We start from the raw sequence: 17,088 nt of genomic DNA, 5'->3' as shown, positions 1-17,088 counted from the left end.
GCAAGGGCTGACCTCGCACTCAGACGCTCTGGAAACGCTTCAACATTTTGGCGTGGCTGTGGAGCTTTTTGGGTGATGCTGGGCTGGATGAGGTCGCAGGGCCGGGCATTATGGTGACGCTCCGGTCTTCACGCTTATGCATTTGTCTATGCGTGTATGCTCTGGTTGCCTCAAAATTGCACCGCCTCTTTTAACTCACTACCTCCAAGGAGAACTCTGGAATGAGGGCATCAGGACTCAATTGGCAAGGCCTCATGGAGCAGCTCCAGGATGCATTGCCCTACTGCGCGGTCAGCGACCAGTCGTTGGCCTACTTCAAGTATCCCAAACGCACCCTCAGCGTCAATTTGCCCGTGCGGATGGACGACGGACAGATTCGCGTGTTCCGGGGCTACCGCACGGTTCACAGTACGGCGCGTGGCCCCAGCATGGGCGGCGTGCGCTTCAAGGCGGGCCTCAATGCCCATGAATGCGAAGTCTTGGCGGCCATCATGACCCTCAAGGCCGCAGTGGCTGACCTGCCTCTGGGCGGGGCAAAAGGGGGCGTGGACGTCGATCCGGCCACCCTCTCGCCCGGAGAGCTGGAAGGGCTGACCCGGCGCTATACCAGCGAACTCGTTGACCTGATCGGCAAAAACGAGGACATCCTGGCCCCCGACGTGGGCAGTGACGCGCAGGTGATGGCCTGGATTCTGGACACCTACGGCGAGAACACGGGCGAGACCGTGAGCGGCGTGGTGGTGGGCAAACCTATTCCGCTGGGCGGCAGCTACGCCAGCAAGGATGCACGGGGCCGCAGCGCCGCACTGGTGGCAGGCCGCGTGCTACAGGAACAGGGAGAGAGCCTGAACCGTGCCCGCGCCGCCGTGTACGGCTTTGGCGACGTGGGCCGCAAGGCCGCCCGCACCCTGGCCGCCGAGGGTGCGCTGGTCATTGCGGTCAGTGATCAGGACGGCGGCACCTTTGCCAGTGGGGGCCTGGACCTGGAAGCGCTGGCTGCCTACCGCGAGCAGCACGGCAGCGTGCAGGGCTTTGCCACCGACATCACCGCCGACGAGGTGATCGAACTGGACGTGGACGTGCTGATGCTGGCCTACGACTACGGGGCCGTGAACGCCGGAAACGCCCATGCTGTGCGTGCCCGCTACGTGGTGGAAGCCACCAACCGCGCCGTGCTGCCCGAAGCCGAACGCTTCCTGAAGGCTCAGGGCGTGACCGTGCTGCCTGATCTGGTGGCCTCGATTGGCGGATTGATCGTCAATTATCTGGAATGGGTGCAGGACGCCAGCAACTTCTTCTGGACCGAAACCGAGATTGAAGAAGCCATTGACCTGCGCGTAGACCGGGCCGTAGACGGCGTGCTGGAATTCATGCGAACCCGCCAGACCGATATGCGGACGGCAGCCTACGCCATCGCCCTGAACAGGCTGCACGAAGCCAGCGTGATGCGCGGCGTATACCCCTGAGAAAAGGTAGGAAGTGGGATGTGGATTGTAGGTGTATCAACCCAATCGAACCTACCGCCCGCTAACCCTTCCCGACCTCCTCCAACCTCCATCTAGCCTATATCCCCCTCCAAAGGAGGCTTTCCCGCAATGACCACCACCGAACCCAATCCCAACGCCGCCGCGCAGGACACGTCCAAGCTCGGCCACCACGCCATTCCCAGCTACCTCGACCCCAACGATCTGGGGCCATACGCCATCTATCTGGAGCAGGTGGAGCGGGTCACGCCGTACCTGGGCAAGCTGGCCTACTGGGTGGAAACCCTCAAGCGGCCCAAACGCATTCTGGTCGTGGATGTGCCGATCCATCTGGACGACGGCACCGTGGCGCATTTCGAGGGCTACCGCGTGCAGCACAACACCTCACGCGGCCCGGCCAAAGGCGGCGTGCGCTACCACCAGGACGTGACCCTCAGCGAAGTGATGGCCCTGAGCGCGTGGATGACCGTGAAGAATGCCGCCGTGAACCTGCCCTACGGCGGCGGCAAAGGCGGCATCCGCATCGATCCGCGCAAGTACAGCACGGGCGAACTTGAGCGCCTGACACGGCGCTACACCACCGAAATCGGCCTCGTCATCGGACCAGAAAAAGACATCCCCGCCCCCGACGTGAACACCAACCCGCAGACGATGGCGTGGATGATGGACACCTATTCGATGAACGTGGGCCGCACCGCGACGGGCGTGGTCACGGGTAAACCAGTGGCGCTGGGCGGATCGCTGGGCCGCGCCGATGCCACCGGACGCGGCGTCTTCGTGACGGGCGCAGAAGCCCTCAAGAAGCTGGGCATCCGTCTGGAGGGCGCACGCATCGCCATTCAGGGCTTCGGCAACGTGGGCGAGGCCGCCGCCCGCATCTTCCACGATCACGGCGCGAAGATCGTGGCGATTCAGGACGTGACCGGAACCATCCACAGTGACGGCGGAATCGACCCACGTACGGCTCTGGCCCACCTGCGGCAGAGCGGCAAGATCACGGGTCTGGCCGACACCGAAGAACTGGCCCGCGACGCCTTCTGGGACGTGGAATGTGACGTGCTGATTCCCGCCGCGCTGGAAAAACAGATCACCGAAGCCAACGCCGGACGGATTCAGGCCAAACTGATCGTGGAGGGCGCAAACGGCCCCACCACACCCGCCGCCGACGACCTGTTGAGTGAGCGCGGCATCACGGTGGTGCCCGACGTACTCGCCAACGCGGGCGGCGTCACGGTGTCCTACTTCGAGTGGGTGCAGGATTTCTCGTCGTTCTTCTGGACCGAAGATGAAATCAACAAGCGCCTTGACCGGATCATGGGCGAAGCCTTCCTGAGCCTCTGGGACGTGAAGGAAAAACACGGCGTGACCCTCCGGACAGCGGCGTATATCGTGGCCTGTACGCGGGTGCTGGAAGCTCGGGCGTTGCGCGGTCTGTATCCGTAAAACCGTGAGTGGGTAGTAGTCAGTGGTCAGTGGGAACAGATAAAACATGATAAAAGCAACCGCTGGGGCAGCTCGGCGGTTGTTTTTATAGTTGTTTTTTGTGGCCCCCAGCCCCTAGCCTGCCGCTATGCCCTCCCCTGCCCCAGCTTCCTCCACGCTGCCGCCCGTGCTGGCCGAACTCGTGGCCTATTTCGAGCCGTTTTCTACCGTCAGGCGCGATGTTTCTGATCAGCACGGCAGGGGCACAGTCACGCTGCACACGCCGGGAATCAATGTGCTGGCACTGAACGCCTCCTATCTGCCGGAAAATGCGGAGGATGTGTTGCCGCTGGTGCGGGCATGGCATCTGGGACAGGACGCGCCGCCGCTGGTGGCTTCGGTGAACGCGGTGGCGGGCGAGGATGTGGGCGGCCTGCGCGTGGGCACCTTTGCGCCCGTGCCCGACCCCGGCGTGATCGTGGTGGAACAGGTGTCGCGGCTACATCTGGCAGCTTGGGCAGGCGTGCTGGCCGAGGCTTACGGCGCGGCGGAATGGGCGCCAGCTCTGGCCCGCCACTTTGCGGGGCCACTGGAAGGCGACCCCGGCAGCGTGCTCCTGATGGCCTACGCGGGCGGAGAAGCCATCGGAGCGCTGCTGTGGCGTGATCTGGAGGGCGGCGCGGCGCATCTGTGGGGCACACTCGACCCCGCAGCCGATGCGCCCCTGCTGAATGCGGCGGCCCACTTGTCCGGCGGTACGGTGCGCGTGAGCCTGCCCGATACCTCACCCCTTCATGTGGAAGATGCAAAAATCGTCGGTTTCACCTTGTTGCCGTGAACTATCGTGCTCGAAACATGAGAAAGGTATCGTTTTCTTAAGATCAGATTTTCTACATCTGCCGGGTTCTTCTGCTTGCCAGCAGCTTTGGGCAACAGATGAGAGATGAGAGTGAGAAGCTCACGCCAGCAACAGGAGTCAGGCACTGTAATAGCGGCACATGCACAAGCCCCTGTCTTTCCGCTCGACTGCTGCTCCAGCGGCCCTTCTTCTGACACTCACACTGGCTGCCTGCGGTTCTACACCAACACCGGGTGGATCGTCTGCGCCCACTCAGAGGCCCGCCGCCACCACTGGAACCTTTGCCCAGCGCGTACTGAGCCTGACCAACACCGCCCGCGCTCAGGCCCGTACCTGCGGCAGCACCCGCTTTTCTGCCGCCGCACCGCTGGCCGCCAACGCCCAACTGACCCAGGCCGCGCAGGGCCACGCCGCCGACATGGCCGCCCGCAACTACTTCAGCCACACCAGTCAGGATGGCCGCACAATGGCCCAGCGCGTCACGGCCACCGGGTACGCCTGGCGCTCCATCGGGGAAAATATCGCGGCGGGCCAGAGTACGCCGGAAACTGTCGTGGCAGGCTGGCTCAAGAGCGAAGGGCACTGCCGCAACATCATGAACGCCAACTTCAAGGAACTCGGCGTGGGTTACGCGGCGGGCGGAAGCTACGGCCATTACTGGGTGCAGGATTTCGGGCGGCGGTAAGGGAGGGTGTAGGCAACGTTGGCGTGTAAGCCCCCCCGCTGCTGACGCAATGCCCCCCCTTAGAGGGGAGGACAACAGCTGTTGCGCTCCCCTTTAAGGGGGGCTGGCTGCGCCGCAGACTGGGGGGTTTCTTTTCAAGCCCCCTACAGCGGCATATTTCCATGCTTTTTGTACGGCCTCTCTTCCCGCTTTTCGCGCAGCATGGCAAAGGTCTGGATCAACCGGGCGCGGGTATCTTCCATCGGGATCACGTCGTCTATGTAGCCCTTGCTGGCGGCCACATAGGGATTGTCGAAGGCGTCTTTGTAATCGCGGATCTTCTCGGCCCGCATCGCTTCGGGGTTCTCAGCGTTCTGGATGTCGCGGCGGTACACGATGTTGGCGGCTCCCTCCGCGCCCATCACGGCCACGGCAGCGGTGGGCCACGCGTACACCACGTCTGCGCCCATATCGCGGCTGTTCATGGCGAGGTACGCGCCGCCGTAGCTTTTGCGCGTGATCAGCGTGATTTTGGGCACGGTGGCTTCGGCGTAGGCATACAGCATCTTCGCGCCGTGCCGGATGATGCCCGCATGTTCCTGCGCCACGCCGGGCAGAAATCCGGTCACGTCCACCAGCGTCAGAATGGGGATGTTGTAGCAGTCGCAGGTGCGAATGAAGCGGGCCGCCTTGTCCGAGGCGTCGATGTTCAGGGTTCCGGCCATCACACGCGGATTGTTGGCGACGATGCCCACGCTCTGGCCGTTCAGGCGGGCAAACCCGACCAGAATATTCTTGGCCCAGTTCGGCTGGATTTCCAGAAACGTGCCGTCGTCCACGAGTTCATGAATCACCTCGTGCATGGCATAAGGCTTGCGCTGGTCGGGCGTGACGATCTTCAGAAGGGCGTCGTTGCGGCGGTTCGCCGGGTCGGAGGTGGGATGCACCGGCGCTTTCTCACGGGCATTCTGGGGCAGATACCCCAGCAGATCGCGGATGCCGCGCAGAACCGCCTCGTCGCCGTCGTATTCCAGATGCGCCACGCCCGATTTGCGGGTGTGTACGTCTGCGCCGCCCAACTGGTCGAAGGTCACGTCCTCGCGGGTCACGCTTTTGATGACTTCGGGGCCAGTGATAAACATATAACTGCTACCGCCGCTCATCAGAATAAAGTCGGTGAGGGCCGGAGAATACACCGCGCCGCCCGCACAGGGGCCGAGAATGGCGCTGATCTGCGGCACCGCGCCGGAATAGACGGCATTGCGGTAAAAGATTTCGCCGTAGCCGCTGAGGGAATCCACGCCTTCCTGAATGCGGGCGCCCGCCGAATCGTTCAGGCCGATGACCGGGCACCCTGTACGGGCCGCCAGATCCATGACCTTGGTAATCTTGGCGGCGTTCATTTTGCCGAGACTGCCGCCCAGCACGGTGAAATCCTGGCTAAACACGAAGACCTGCCGCCCGTCTATGGTGCCGCTGCCCGTGACCACGCCCTCTCCGGGGGCCTCCACGCCCTGCATCAGCCGCCCGCCCCGGTGCTCGACGAAGGTGCCGAGTTCCAGAAAGCTGCCCGCGTCCAGCAACGTGTCTATGCGTTCTCTGGCCGTGAGTTTGCCGCCCGCCCGCTGCTTTTGCTGCCGCTCCACGCCGCCGCCGAGTTCCACTTTGGCGCGGCGCTGCTCCATCGTGGCGATCAGTTCCTGAAGCTCTAGGGCCTGTTGAGTCATGCCCCAATCTATCCAAACGCCCGTTAGGATGTGGGGAACAGTTCAAGGCAAGTCTTTGACCTGCTCCGGGGAGTCCGACTTTTCGTGGCCCATAGCCCACGGCTCCAAAATCTCTTATAGTAGCCATATGAGTCTTATTCAAGGCGAGCCACCGACAGAGAAGGATACAGCGGCGCAACTGGCCCACTGTATCCGGCTGGAGCGGGAGGCGCGGAGTTGGTCACAGGCTGATCTGGCGCAGCATTCCGGGGTGTCCAAGGCGGCGGTCAGCAAAATCGAGCGCGGCGAGATGAGTCCGACGGCGGGAACGCTGGTTCGGCTGGCCGGGGCCTTTGATCTGACGCTGGCGGGGCTGCTGCTGCGGGCCGAGGGCCACACCGGGCGGTTGGTGCGGGCCGCCGATCAACCCCGCTGGCGCGACCCCGAAACAGGTTACGAGCGTCAGCAACTTGTTATGCGCCCCGATCATCCGGTGGAAGTGGTCAGGGTCACGCTACCGCAGCATCAACACGTCAACTTGCCCGCATCTTCTTATGCCCGGATTCGTCAGGTGGTGCTGGTGGAGGCCGGAACCCTGACAGTTCAGGAAGGGCCGGAGCGTCATGAGCTGGCCGCCGGAGACAGCCTCGCGTTCGGCCCGCCGCATGACGTGACCTTCAGCAATCCTGCCGCTCAGCCCTGCACCTACCTCGTCATGTTGTCCCGGAGTTGAGATGACACACCCTGCACCTGTACCGCCCTTCCAGATTCGCGCCCTGAATGCCGATCCAGACACCCTGAATCAACTCTGCACCCTGATCATTCAGACGGTTGCCAACGGAGAATCAGTGAGCTTTATGCATCCGCTGGCCCCCGCCGACGCCGAGGCATTCTGGGCCGGGTCGCTGGCCGCCGCCCACCGGGGCGAACGCGTGGTTCTGGGCGCTTGGCAGGCCGAACAGCTCATCGGCACCGTGACCCTGCTGCTGGATTTTCCGCCCAATCAGCCCCACCGCGCCGAAATTGCCAAAATGATGACCCGGCTGGGCCACCGGGGAAAGGGCATTGCCACAGCCCTCCTCCGCGAAGCCGAAGGATTGGCCGGACAGCGGGGCCGAACCCTGCTGGTGCTGGACACCGCCACAGACGGCGGCGCGGCGGGCCTGTACGAAAAACTGGGCTACACGCTGGCTGGAGAAATCCCCGACTTTGCCCTCAAACCCCACGGCGGCCTGACGGGAACGCTGCTGTATTGGAAGCGGCTGGAGCAGGTCTAGGCGCTCTTGCACGCTGGTCTGCTCTAGCCCCCCCAATCCGCCTTACTGCCCCAACTCCACCACAATCCCCTCTGCCTCGCTCATGCGGATGATGTTCGCCAGCGTATGAATCGGAATATTCAGGTCGGCCAGCTTCAGGCGGCCTTCCTCGAAGCCTTTCTCGATGACGCAGCCGAGGCCCAGCAACTCTGCGCCGCTGGCCTGAATGATGGTATTCAGAGAACGCAGCGTACCGCCCGACGCCAGAAAATCATCAATGACGATCACGCGGTCATCCGGCCCCAAGAACTCGCTGGACACGAACAGGTCTACGACGCCGCCTTTGGTGCGGCTGATGGACTGGGCCGTATACGCAGGCTCTTTCATGGTGATGGGCTTTTTCTTGCGGGCGTACACCATCGGAATGCCCAGCACCAGAGAGGTTGCCAGCGCGGGCGCGATGCCGCTGACCTCGATGGTCAGGATTTTATTGGGCTTCAAGGGCGCGAAGTATTCAGCGAAATGCTCGCCCATTTCACGGGTCAGGGCGGGCAGAAGTTGGTGGTTGACCAACCCGTCTACCTTCAGAAATCCACCCGGCAGAATGACACCTTGGGCACGAATTGCGTCCACGAGAGCTTGCATAGGGGCAATCCTACAGGTGCGCGGCGGGGCAAGCGGCACAGAAGATAGACCGTGCCTCTTGCCCTCGCCCCTGACGGCTTAGAGATCGTTTTGCTTAGAGGTCGTTGATTTCCGGCTTGAAGCCCACTTCGCGCACGTAGCGCAGGTATTCGGCCTCGCTGAGCGCTTCTTTTGTGCCACTGAGGGCCACAAAAAACGCTTCCAGCACGTTGGTGGCAAAGTTGCGGCTTCCCATGCGCGGCGTGGTGGTGATCAGGCGAGACACGCCGCGATCTTTCATCCACACGCGGTCTGCTTCGGTGACGGTCTGGGTCAGGATGGTTTTGCCCCGGAGGTCGTGGGGGGCGTAGCGTTTGGCGTAGTGGGTGTCTCCGGCGATCACGTCCGCCCACGCGTAATAGCGGGTTCCCTTGCCTGCCACGCTGGTTTCCTGCTTGGCCCCGGTGGGATAGAACCAGTCCTGCGGCAGCTTGGTAATGGCGGGCAACACCAGCCGCGCCACCCGCCGCAAAGAGTTGATGGAGCGCAGCGGGCGGTCTATGTTCAGGCCAAACACGATGTCGCCGTATACGACATCTGCGCCCGCCTGCGCCAGCGCCTCGGCCATCCCGAAGCGGTCCACGGCACTGACCATCAGCACTTTTTTGGTGCGCCAATTTAGCAGCGGATCAAGCTGGGCAATGGCGTCCCGCTCCAGCGTATTTTTCAGGCCACTGCCATCAAGTACCGGCGTGATTTTGGCATTGGCGACCAGCTTTCGCACGTTGCCGAAGGTGTAGCGTTTGCCGTCTGCGATCACGTACAGGTCGGCCCCGCCCAGCCCGAAGGCGTCCACCCGGCCATCAAGTTCCCGGAACAGTTCGGCTGCTTTGTTCATGTCGCCGTCGGTGCCGATGCGCTCCAGCACAAAAGGCTGACCCAGCACCGAGATTTCTTCGCGGGCATTGCGCTTGCTGCTGCCGATAGACACACTGACCACATGTTTGTAGCCTGAAGGCGCGGGTTTCCAGCCGGTGGGAAGGGTCATGTGAGGGATATTGTAATCTCAAGCTCAAGGGAGTCGAGGTCGGCGATCAAGGAGTCGGGATGAAGAGAGCCACTATTCACGCAAGTTCTTTCCAGAAGCTTGGCCTCCATATGCCCCGGTTGATCATCACGGGCCTGTCTGTTGGTCTGCTGAGCGCCCAGGCTGCCGCGCCCCTCGCCTTTGACCGTTTTGCCGGACGCTGGGCCGGAACTCTGGAATATCAGGATTACGGCGCAGATCGGCGGGTCAAGATTCCAGTCAGCCTGAATATCCGGCCCAATGGTGCAGTCAGCGCCGCCTGGAACTTCCAGTACGACGATTTCGGCACCACCGTCAGCAGCCTGGAAACCCACCGCTGGAAGGCAGGCACCTACACAGTGACGACCCTGGGTCAGCCAGAGGTGCAGCGATATACCAGCCGAGATTTTTCTGCCCTGATCAGTGGAAGGGGTGACAAGGCCGTACTGATGGGTACCCAGGTGGAAAACGCCCAACGGGTAGAAATTCGGCGCACAATCACTCTAGGCCGCACCACCCTGATCACCCTGACCGAAACCCGCGCCCCCGGGAGCACATTCGCTTTTCGCAACCGCAGTAGCTATATCCGCATTCCCTGAACCCAATAAAAAACCGCCCACCCCGAAAGGTAGACGGCTCTGTGCAAGAAGCTGAGCTTGAAGCTTACTCTTGCTCGGTGCTGGGAACTTCGGCAGCGGGCGCAGCGGCGGCGGCAGCAGCGTCGGCTTTCTGCTGCTGGGCGCGGGCGGCGTCCTTCATCACGCGGCTGCGGTCGTTCTTGATACGTGCAGCCTTGCCGCGCAGTTCGCGCAGGTAGTACAGCTTGGCGCGGCGGACCTTGCCGCGTTCCAGGATGGTGACTTTGGCGATCAGGGGCGTGCTGTAGGGGAACACGCGCTCCACGCCTTCACCGAAGCTGATCTTGCGAACCGTGAAGCTCTTGCGGCTGCCCGATCCGTTGATGGCGATAACGACGCCTTCAAAAGCCTGGTTGCGGGTACGGGTACCTTCCACCACTTTGGTTTCCACGCGGATGGTGTCACCGGGGCGGAAATCAGGCAGGTTTTCTTTGATGTGGGGCTGCTCGACGGCACGCAAGATCGCGCCACGGTTCACTTTTACGATGGTTGTCATGAAAACTCCTTCGGTCAGCGGACTGCCCCACAGTCCCGGTGTGCGGGCAGAGGCATTCATGAACCTACGCTGGCGGCCAATTCTGGCAGACCAAACTTTGAGAGTATAGACGGTCTGAAAGGCGGGGGCAAGAGCGGCTCTTCAGAAAATCGTCCAGTCTCTCTGGGGCAAACACGACCACAGCCTGTTTGAGTGATGCTCTGGAACCGGTGAATCAGATTGAAGTTGATGGCCCGGAACCGTCGGCCAAACTCTAAGGCCCGCTTCCCTGCGTCAGTTCCGCGCCGCTCTCATCAACCAGCGCAAAAGCGTAGGCCTTTTCGGTCAGGCGCACCCACTGTATTTTCTGGCCCACGCAGGAATCGGGCAAATTCAGCCGGGCCGGGGTGGGATATACACCGTCGATGCTGTCCTGACGGAAGGTTTCCAGTGTACGGGAGAGGTCGTTGGCACAGTTCTGGGCGGCAGCCCGCTCCATGAACCCGTCGGGAGCACCCACAGCAGAGGCCTCCGTTTGGGCCTGACGCAATTGAGTCACCTGCTGTTCCAGCATCAAGACCCGCGCCGCCAACCGCGCGTTGTCGCTGCGGGCCTGCCTGTCCTGACAACCCATCAGCAGCAGCGACAGCACCAGAACTCCACTCATCCGAACCCAAATCACAGGCGGCAGGCTAGCGCGGGCACAGGGATCAGGCGTGAGACAAATGTATTTTTCGGGACTTGATCAGACCTTCACGGACTGTTCCCCGAACCGTCAGGATTGATGGACGCAACCGGTGTAGAGGTGGCTTCAACCTCATCCAGCCGCAGCAGTTCCCGCAGTTCGGCCAGTGCAGCGCGTTCCTTGTCGTTGACCAACTCGCCGCCGATGCCCAGAAATCCGCCTTCCTTGGCCGCTTCGGCAGTGCGCTGGGCCACCACCATCAGGAGGTTACGGTAGGCCGCAGAATCTTCGGGGCTGGCCTTGGCACTGACCAACCAGACGGCCTGCCGCACAGCTTCTAGCCCCTGCTGGCGGGCCTCGTCCATGTTGCGGGCGCGGTCCGGCTGGGGCAGGGTCTTGGGATCGGGGGGCGTGCCGATCAGGTCGGCGGCCATCGCTTCTAACAGCGGCGTGCGCCCCGGCCCGCTGACCTGCTCGCGGATGGCGTCGCCAATGGCGCGTGCTTCGGCCACAATACCCGTAATGCCGCTGGGACTGGCCGCCACGATCACGGCCCCCGCACGACCTGGCCCACTCATGACCTTGAACCATTCTTCCGGCGTAAAGCTGTCTTTGAGACTCATGCGGTCAGCGTAAGGGCCATGCCGTGCGTTCTGGATGGTCCAAGATGACGCCTGCCTAAAGGTGCATTTATATTGCTGACCTACCGTTGTTTCTCGGAATCACCGAAGTCAAACTTTACTTGCCCAGTTTCTTCGGCCACCACACGCTCATCAGGTGACAGGCCGTGCCCACCGAAGATTCCCCGTGCTGCCAATCCCTCGCCCAGAGGATCGCCGTACCGCTTGTCGTGCCGCACCAGCGGTTTGATAAAAAAAGCTGCCACGATCAGAAGAACGGGCAGCAGAATGAAGATCAGGAAGGCGGTCATGGTTCAGGTGATCAGACGGCGGAAGCGCAGCCCGAGGTGTGGTCAGCCTTGGTGTCGTCTTCTTGCAGGTGTTCGCGTGCCCACATATCGATGGCCTGAATCACGCCCTGCAATTCACGGCCTGCGGGCGTCAGTGAATACACGCTGCGGGCCAGTTTGCCGTGCGTGTCTTCGGTGCGCTTGCCGATGAGAGACAGGGTTTCCAGGTGCTCTAGACGCTGCGTGAGGGTGGCACTGTTGCAGCCGCCCACGGCGCGGGCCAGTTCATTGAAGCCCTTTTCGCCGTCAAGGAGTGCGCGGACGATATGCAGGACCCATTTTTCCTGAAGGACCCCGATGGCACGGTATACAGGGCAGAATCCGGGCTGGTGGGCGGTGGTGGCAGCCGCGCCACTGAGGGCAGCGACCTGCGTAGGCGCGGCAAGAGTCATGACAGTACTTTACACCTAAACCCCGAACACACTGCGGCGCAGATTACACCGCTTGACAATATAAAGCACTTGCAATATTGTTCTCTCATGACTGCTACAAGCACCCGCCCCCTGACCGCCGCCGAAGCCATCGAGACCCGCCGCAGCATCCGCAAGTTCGTGCAGGAACCCATTCCCGCCGCCGACCTGCACGAAGTCCTGCGCCTCGCCAGCCTCGCCCCCAGCGCCTGGAATGCCCAGACGTGGCGCTTTGCCGTGATCCAGAACCCCGAGCTTCAGACCAAGCTGCAAGCTGCCGCCTACGGCCAGGGTCAGATCACCAACGCGCCCGCTGTGATCGTGGTCTACAGCGACATGGAAGACACCCTCGATACGGTTGAAGAAACCGCCCACCCCGGCATGGGCGAAGCAGGACGCACCGGCCAGCGCAACACCTTCAACGGCGCGTTCGGCGCTCAGGACGTGGCCCAGCGCGGCGCGTGGGGTCTGTCGCAGGCCAACATCGCCTTCGGCTTCCTGATGGTCGCCGCCCGCAGCCTCGGCTACGACACCGTGCCCATGCTCGGCTTCAACCCCGAACAGGTCAAGGAACTGCTGGGCCTGCCCGCTCACGTCCAGTTTGCTGGCCTGCTGCCCATCGGCAAGCGTGCGGAAGAAGGCTTCCCCCACCACCGCCACAGCGTCGAGCGCATCACCAAGTTCTACTGAATCCAGAATTTCCACGTTAGCCGCCTCCTTTGTGGGGCGGTTTTTTGTGGCTGTGCCAGAGCCGCAGACAGTGCAGAAGCGGGGTTTATAGATTCTTGCGGAGGTGGGCCACACGTTGAAGGCTGGGTGACATAACCCCCCCGTTGCTGACGCAACGCCCCCTTAGAGGTGGTGACAAGAGCTTGCTGTTCCTTTTTAAGGGGGGCTGGCGGCGAAGCTGACTGGGGGTTGGAGTTGTACACCGAAACGTTGCTGAGCCACACAGGGATCAATACACTGCGGGAATGAGTCATGCCATCGTGGTTGCCGCACATGGAGCTTCTGAGCAGTTGAGGTGGCAGCCTCGGCCACTTCCTGTACCGGCCCCCGGACAGGTACGCGTGAAAGTGACCTGTACCGGGGTAAATTTTGCCGATATTCAGGCGAGGCGGGGCGGCTACGACGCCGGGGGCGAGCTGCCCTTCGTACCCGGACTGGACGCCGTGGGAGTGATAGACCGCGTGGGTGAAGGGGTTATTGGGTTAAGAACCGGACAACGTGTGGCCTGTTTTCCGGTGGGCGGCAGTTACGCCACCCATGTGACGGCCCCGGCGCACCTGACCTATCCGCTTCCCGAGAGCGTTCCCGACGAAAGCGCCGCTGCCCTGACCATGCTCGTGACGGCCCAGAACACCCTGCACCAAGCTGCGCGGTTGGAACCCGGAGAAACGGTGCTGATTCACGCAGCAGCAGGAGGTGTGGGCCATCTGGCGGTGCAATTGGCCCGCCAAGCCGGGGCCGCCCGCATCATGGCGGTGGTGGGATCGGCAGAGCGGGCCGACTTTGTTCGTTCTCTGGGAGCCGATGAGGTGATCGAGCGGCAGCAGCAAGACTTTGCCGCGACGGTCAAGGCACTCACGAAGGGTGTGGGGGTCGATGTCATTCTGGATTCTGTCGGGGGCGAGGTAAGCGAGCGTGGACTGACCTGCCTGGCCCCGCTGGGAAGATTGGTGATCTTTGGGCATGCCAGCGGGCAACCCGCCCACTTCACCACGCCCACGCTGCATCGGCAAGGGCGGGCCGTCATCGGCTACAGCACGGGCAACCTCCGAAAAGTGCGCCCAGAACGCCTGCGGCCCAGCGTGGTAGCCGTCTGGGCGGCTCTGCAAACCAACCAGATCAAGGTTCATATTGGAGCAGAGTTTGCTTTGGCAGACGCGGCCCCGGCACACCTCTTGGTCGAAAGTGGGCAGGTCAACGGCAAAGTGCTGCTGCGGCCCGTGCTGTAGCTCAAACTGACCGAATCTTCCTCTGCCCGTGATCCTGAATGATCGATGGTACAGACTCCGCTGAATAACCCAGACGGCAACAGCATGGATGTGTTTGTAGGGGTGAAGCCAAGAGCCGGATCAGTCCCGCTTTCGCAGCGCCAGCGCCAGCCCAAACAGCGCCGTATTGACCAGTACGATGGTCGCGCCGGGGGCCGTGTTCAGGTAATAGCTGAGATACAGCCCGGTCACGCCGCCCACAGTGCCCAGCAACGCCGCCAGCCCGATCATGGTGCGGAGGCTGCGCGACAGCAGGCGGGCCGAGGCGCTGGAGGTGATCAGCAGACTGACGCTGAGGGTGGTCCCCACGAGCTGCACGGTCAGGACGACCACCAGCCCGATCAGAATGAGCAGCAGACTCTCCAGGCGGCGCACCGGAAGGCCGATGGCGCGGGCCTCGGTGGGATCGAAGGAGGCCAGCAGGAGTTCCTTTTGCATGGCGGTTAGGATGGCGCCCACCACCAGCGTGACCGCCCCTGCCCCCCATAGATCGGCAGGAGTGACGCCCAACGGATTGCCGATCAGAAAGTTACTGAGGTCGGTGGTAAAGGTGGGCGCACGCGACAGCATGACCACGCCCAGCGCGAACATGCCCACGAACACGATGCCGATGGCGCTGTCCTGCTTCAGGCCGCTCTGCCGACCCACTGCCCCAATGCCCAAAGCCGTCAGCACGGCGGCCACCAGTGCCCCCACCAGCAGGTTTCCGCCTGCCAAAAATGCCCCCACAATGCCGGGGAACACGGCGTGGCTCATGGCGTCGCCTATGTAGCTCAGGCCGCGCAGCACCACCCACGCGCCCACCAAAGCACACAGCACACTGACCAGCACCACAGCCAGCAGCGCCCGCACAAAAAAGCCGAATTGCAGGGGATCAGTCAGCCAGTCCATCGGGTGCCTCTGGTGGGTGCGCGGCTGGGAGCCGGGTCTAAGGGTCTAGAGTCTGAAGGTCTAAGGGCAAAAGCACCGGGCATCTGGGGGTGAGCTGTTCTCAGATCCTCAGACCCTTTGACCCTTGGACGATCCTTTCTCGCCCTCATCAGGCTTCCGCGTGGGTATGACCCAGATGACTGCTGCTGAAGGTGGCTTCGATGTTGCGCGGCGTGTAGACCTCGTCGGGCGTGCCGTCGGCAATGATTCGGCGGTTGACCAAGACCAGATGATCGCACCAGCGCCGCGCCTGCTCCAGATCGTGCGTGACCATCACCACGGCGCGGCCCCGGTTGGCCTGTGCCCGTAACAGGGCCATCAGTTGTTCCTGTGTGGCGGCGTCCACTCCGGTCAGGGGTTCATCCAGCAGCAGCAGATGGCCGTCGCGGGCCAGCATCCGGGCCAGCAACACCCGCTGGCGTTGCCCTCCACTCAGTGCACCGATATGCCGCCTCCGCAGGTCATAGACCCCGGTTTCCTTGAGGGCCGCCACCACCCGCTCACGGTCAGATTTCCCCGGCCAGCGCAGCCAGCCCAGGCGTCCGGTGCGGCCCATCATCGCCACATCCCACACGGTGACGGGGAATCCCCAGTCCAGCGTCTGCTGCTGCGGCACATAAGACACGCAACTCTGGGCGGTGTGGCCCGCATCGAAGCGCACGCTGCCGCCGGGGTCGGGCAAGAGGCCCACCATCGTTTTGAGCAGGGTGCTTTTGCCCGCACCGTTCGGGCCGATCACGGCGCTGAACTGGCCCGATTCAAAGCGCACCGTGGCGTCTTCCAGCGCCGTGTGGGAACCGTATTGCACGGTCAGGTGATCTACGCCAAGCATCCGGCCAGCATAGCGTGCACAGGGTGATAGTGATAGTGCAGAATCATTTCAACGCCCTGACCATCGTATCGACGTTGAAGCGCAGGGCTTTGAGATAGGTCTCGCCCGCGCTGCCCTTTGGCCCCAGCGCATCGGTATAGAGGGCCGGGGCGATGGTCGCGCCCGTTTCGCGGGCCAGCGTCTGGGCGAGGCGAGCATTCACGGTATTTTCGATAAAAATCACGCGTGCGCCGCTCTTTTTGACGGTCTGGGCCAGCCCCGCCAGTTCCCGCGCACTCGGTTCGCGCTCGGTGCTGAGGCCCGGAATCACGGCCCCCACGATCTTCAGGCCGTAGCGGGCGGCCAGATACCCCAGCGCGTCGTGATTGGTGACGATGGTGCGGCGGGCGGCAGGAATCTGGGCAAATTGCGCTCTGGCATAGGCGTCGGCGGCTTTCAGTTGCTTGAGGTACGCGGCGGCATTGTTGGCATACACCGCCTTTCCGGCAGGATCGAGGGCGGTCAGGGTCGCCTGCACATTCCGCACGTATCCGGCCACCAACCCCGCATCCCACCACGCATGGGGATCGGACGCGCCGTGTTCTCCGGCATGGTCAGCATGATCTTCTTCTACGCCCTCACGCAGTTTCAGGCCCTTGGTCAGCGTAACCACCCGCACCCCCGGCGCAGAGGCCGTCAGCTTGGGCAGCCACGGCTCCAGATTGGCCCCATTCACAAACAGGGCGCGGCTGCCCGCCAACCCACGAATCACGGCGGTAGACGGCTGGAAGGTGTGGGTATCGCTGCCCGCAGGCACGATCACATTGACGGTCACGCGGGTTTTGCCCACGGCGCGAACAAAGTCGGAGAGGATGGTCGTGGTGGCGCTGACGTTGAGGGGTGCAGCCTGAGCACTGCCCAGCAGCAACGCAGTCAGAACAGCCAGGGGAAGGGAGAGCTTCATATTGATATTTGTTTATCATATTCGGCAGGTGCGGTGTCGGGTACGGCAGGCGGCCACCCCCTGCCCCCACACCCTTCTACACAGCCCCCGCCCACGGCCCTAGCACCCCATTCTGAATCGGTTAAAC

At 62.7% G+C, this 17,088-nt stretch carries 20 protein-coding genes; 9 read left to right on the top strand and 11 right to left on the bottom strand.

Translation table 11 applies throughout. The features are described from left to right. Nucleotides 1–221 precede the first annotated feature (221 nt). The 4 genes from F561_RS0112970 (at nt 222) to F561_RS0112955 (ending at nt 4,450) form a co-directional block, all read left to right on the top strand. A complete protein-coding gene (locus F561_RS0112970; RefSeq protein WP_026298872.1) occupies nt 222–1,466 on the top strand; it encodes a Glu/Leu/Phe/Val family dehydrogenase in 1,245 nt (414 codons plus the stop codon). 129 nt (nt 1,467–1,595) lie between these two features. Beyond that, nucleotides 1,596–2,927, top strand: coding sequence for a Glu/Leu/Phe/Val family dehydrogenase (locus F561_RS0112965; protein WP_019010396.1), 1,332 nt, complete (start codon nt 1,596–1,598; stop codon nt 2,925–2,927). A 127-nt stretch (nt 2,928–3,054) separates the two neighbouring features. After that, nucleotides 3,055–3,744 carry a hypothetical protein gene (locus F561_RS0112960; RefSeq protein WP_019010395.1) on the top strand — a complete coding sequence of 230 codons (690 nt, stop codon included), beginning with the start codon at nt 3,055–3,057 and terminating at the stop codon, nt 3,742–3,744. Between the two features lie 160 nt (nt 3,745–3,904). Continuing rightward, nucleotides 3,905–4,450, top strand: coding sequence for a CAP domain-containing protein (locus F561_RS0112955; protein ID WP_019010394.1), 546 nt, complete (start codon nt 3,905–3,907; stop codon nt 4,448–4,450). 143 nt (nt 4,451–4,593) lie between these two features. Here F561_RS0112955 and F561_RS0112950 read toward each other — a convergent pair whose 3' ends face one another. Continuing rightward, a complete protein-coding gene (locus F561_RS0112950) occupies nt 4,594–6,156 on the bottom strand; it encodes an acyl-CoA carboxylase subunit beta (RefSeq protein WP_019010393.1) in 1,563 nt (520 codons plus the stop codon). A gap of 127 nt (nt 6,157–6,283) precedes the next feature. Between F561_RS0112950 and F561_RS0112945 the strand changes: the two genes are divergently transcribed. Next, a complete protein-coding gene (locus F561_RS0112945) occupies nt 6,284–6,868 on the top strand; it encodes a helix-turn-helix domain-containing protein (protein ID WP_051096912.1) in 585 nt (194 codons plus the stop codon). 1 nt (nt 6,869) lies between these two features. After that, the gene (locus F561_RS0112940) at nt 6,870–7,412 is read left to right on the top strand and encodes a GNAT family N-acetyltransferase (protein ID WP_019010391.1); all 543 of its coding nucleotides are present in this window, start codon (nt 6,870–6,872) and stop codon (nt 7,410–7,412) included. Nucleotides 7,413–7,454: 42 nt separating this feature from the next. On the opposite strand, the gene xpt is transcribed toward F561_RS0112940, so the two are convergent. After that, nucleotides 7,455–8,036, bottom strand: coding sequence for a xanthine phosphoribosyltransferase (gene xpt / locus F561_RS0112935; protein WP_019010390.1), 582 nt, complete (start codon nt 8,034–8,036; stop codon nt 7,455–7,457). A 94-nt stretch (nt 8,037–8,130) separates the two neighbouring features. Further along, entirely contained in the window at nt 8,131–9,063 is a 933-nt protein-coding gene (locus tag F561_RS0112930; RefSeq protein ID WP_019010389.1) for a hypothetical protein, read from the bottom strand. Nucleotides 9,064–9,122: 59 nt separating this feature from the next. Here F561_RS0112930 and F561_RS0112920 point away from each other — a divergent pair, with 59 nt between their 5' ends. Beyond that, the gene (locus F561_RS0112920; protein WP_211214814.1) at nt 9,123–9,680 is read left to right on the top strand and encodes a VCBS domain-containing protein; all 558 of its coding nucleotides are present in this window, start codon (nt 9,123–9,125) and stop codon (nt 9,678–9,680) included. Nucleotides 9,681–9,744: 64 nt separating this feature from the next. On the opposite strand, the gene rplS is transcribed toward F561_RS0112920, so the two are convergent. From rplS to F561_RS0112895, 5 genes are all read right to left on the bottom strand, one after another. Further along, nucleotides 9,745–10,215 carry a 50S ribosomal protein L19 gene (gene rplS, locus F561_RS0112915; RefSeq protein ID WP_026298869.1) on the bottom strand — a complete coding sequence of 157 codons (471 nt, stop codon included), beginning with the start codon at nt 10,213–10,215 and terminating at the stop codon, nt 9,745–9,747. A 253-nt stretch (nt 10,216–10,468) separates the two neighbouring features. Beyond that, entirely contained in the window at nt 10,469–10,876 is a 408-nt protein-coding gene (locus tag F561_RS0112910; protein WP_245556513.1) for a hypothetical protein, read from the bottom strand. 71 nt (nt 10,877–10,947) lie between these two features. Next, nucleotides 10,948–11,502: a hypothetical protein gene (locus F561_RS0112905; protein WP_019010384.1), complete on the bottom strand. Its 555-nt coding sequence runs from the start codon at nt 11,500–11,502 to the stop codon at nt 10,948–10,950. Between the two features lie 80 nt (nt 11,503–11,582). Then, on the bottom strand, nt 11,583–11,810 hold the full coding sequence (locus F561_RS0112900) for a hypothetical protein (RefSeq protein WP_019010383.1): 228 nt from the start codon (nt 11,808–11,810) through the stop codon (nt 11,583–11,585). An 11-nt stretch (nt 11,811–11,821) separates the two neighbouring features. Further along, nucleotides 11,822–12,241, bottom strand: a complete 420-nt coding sequence (locus F561_RS0112895; protein WP_019010382.1) for a winged helix-turn-helix transcriptional regulator — start codon at nt 12,239–12,241, stop codon at nt 11,822–11,824. 87 nt (nt 12,242–12,328) lie between these two features. Here F561_RS0112895 and F561_RS0112890 point away from each other — a divergent pair, with 87 nt between their 5' ends. Both F561_RS0112890 and F561_RS0112885 read left to right on the top strand, forming a co-directional pair. Then, nucleotides 12,329–12,949, top strand: coding sequence for a nitroreductase family protein (locus F561_RS0112890; RefSeq protein WP_019010381.1), 621 nt, complete (start codon nt 12,329–12,331; stop codon nt 12,947–12,949). 284 nt (nt 12,950–13,233) lie between these two features. Further along, complete coding sequence (locus tag F561_RS0112885) at nt 13,234–14,217, top strand: quinone oxidoreductase family protein (RefSeq protein ID WP_026298868.1); 984 nt, start codon at nt 13,234–13,236, stop codon at nt 14,215–14,217. A 120-nt stretch (nt 14,218–14,337) separates the two neighbouring features. Here F561_RS0112885 and mntB read toward each other — a convergent pair whose 3' ends face one another. From mntB to mntC, 3 genes are all read right to left on the bottom strand, one after another. Beyond that, complete coding sequence (gene mntB, locus F561_RS0112880; protein ID WP_019010379.1) at nt 14,338–15,147, bottom strand: manganese ABC transporter permease MntB; 810 nt, start codon at nt 15,145–15,147, stop codon at nt 14,338–14,340. 148 nt (nt 15,148–15,295) lie between these two features. After that, nucleotides 15,296–16,018 (bottom strand): manganese ABC transporter ATP-binding protein MntA, encoded by a 723-nt coding sequence (gene mntA, locus F561_RS0112875; RefSeq protein WP_019010378.1) that lies wholly within the window; start codon nt 16,016–16,018, stop codon nt 15,296–15,298. Nucleotides 16,019–16,061: 43 nt separating this feature from the next. Next, on the bottom strand, nt 16,062–16,961 hold the full coding sequence (gene mntC / locus F561_RS0112870) for a manganese ABC transporter substrate-binding protein MntC (protein ID WP_019010377.1): 900 nt from the start codon (nt 16,959–16,961) through the stop codon (nt 16,062–16,064). Nucleotides 16,962–17,088: the final 127 nt, after the last annotated feature.

Source organism: Deinococcus aquatilis DSM 23025 (assembly GCF_000378445.1).
Lineage (GTDB): Bacteria > Deinococcota > Deinococci > Deinococcales > Deinococcaceae > Deinococcus > Deinococcus aquatilis.
The sequence above is the reverse complement of the archived record's forward strand: the minus strand, read 5'-3'. Positions and strand labels throughout refer to the sequence as shown.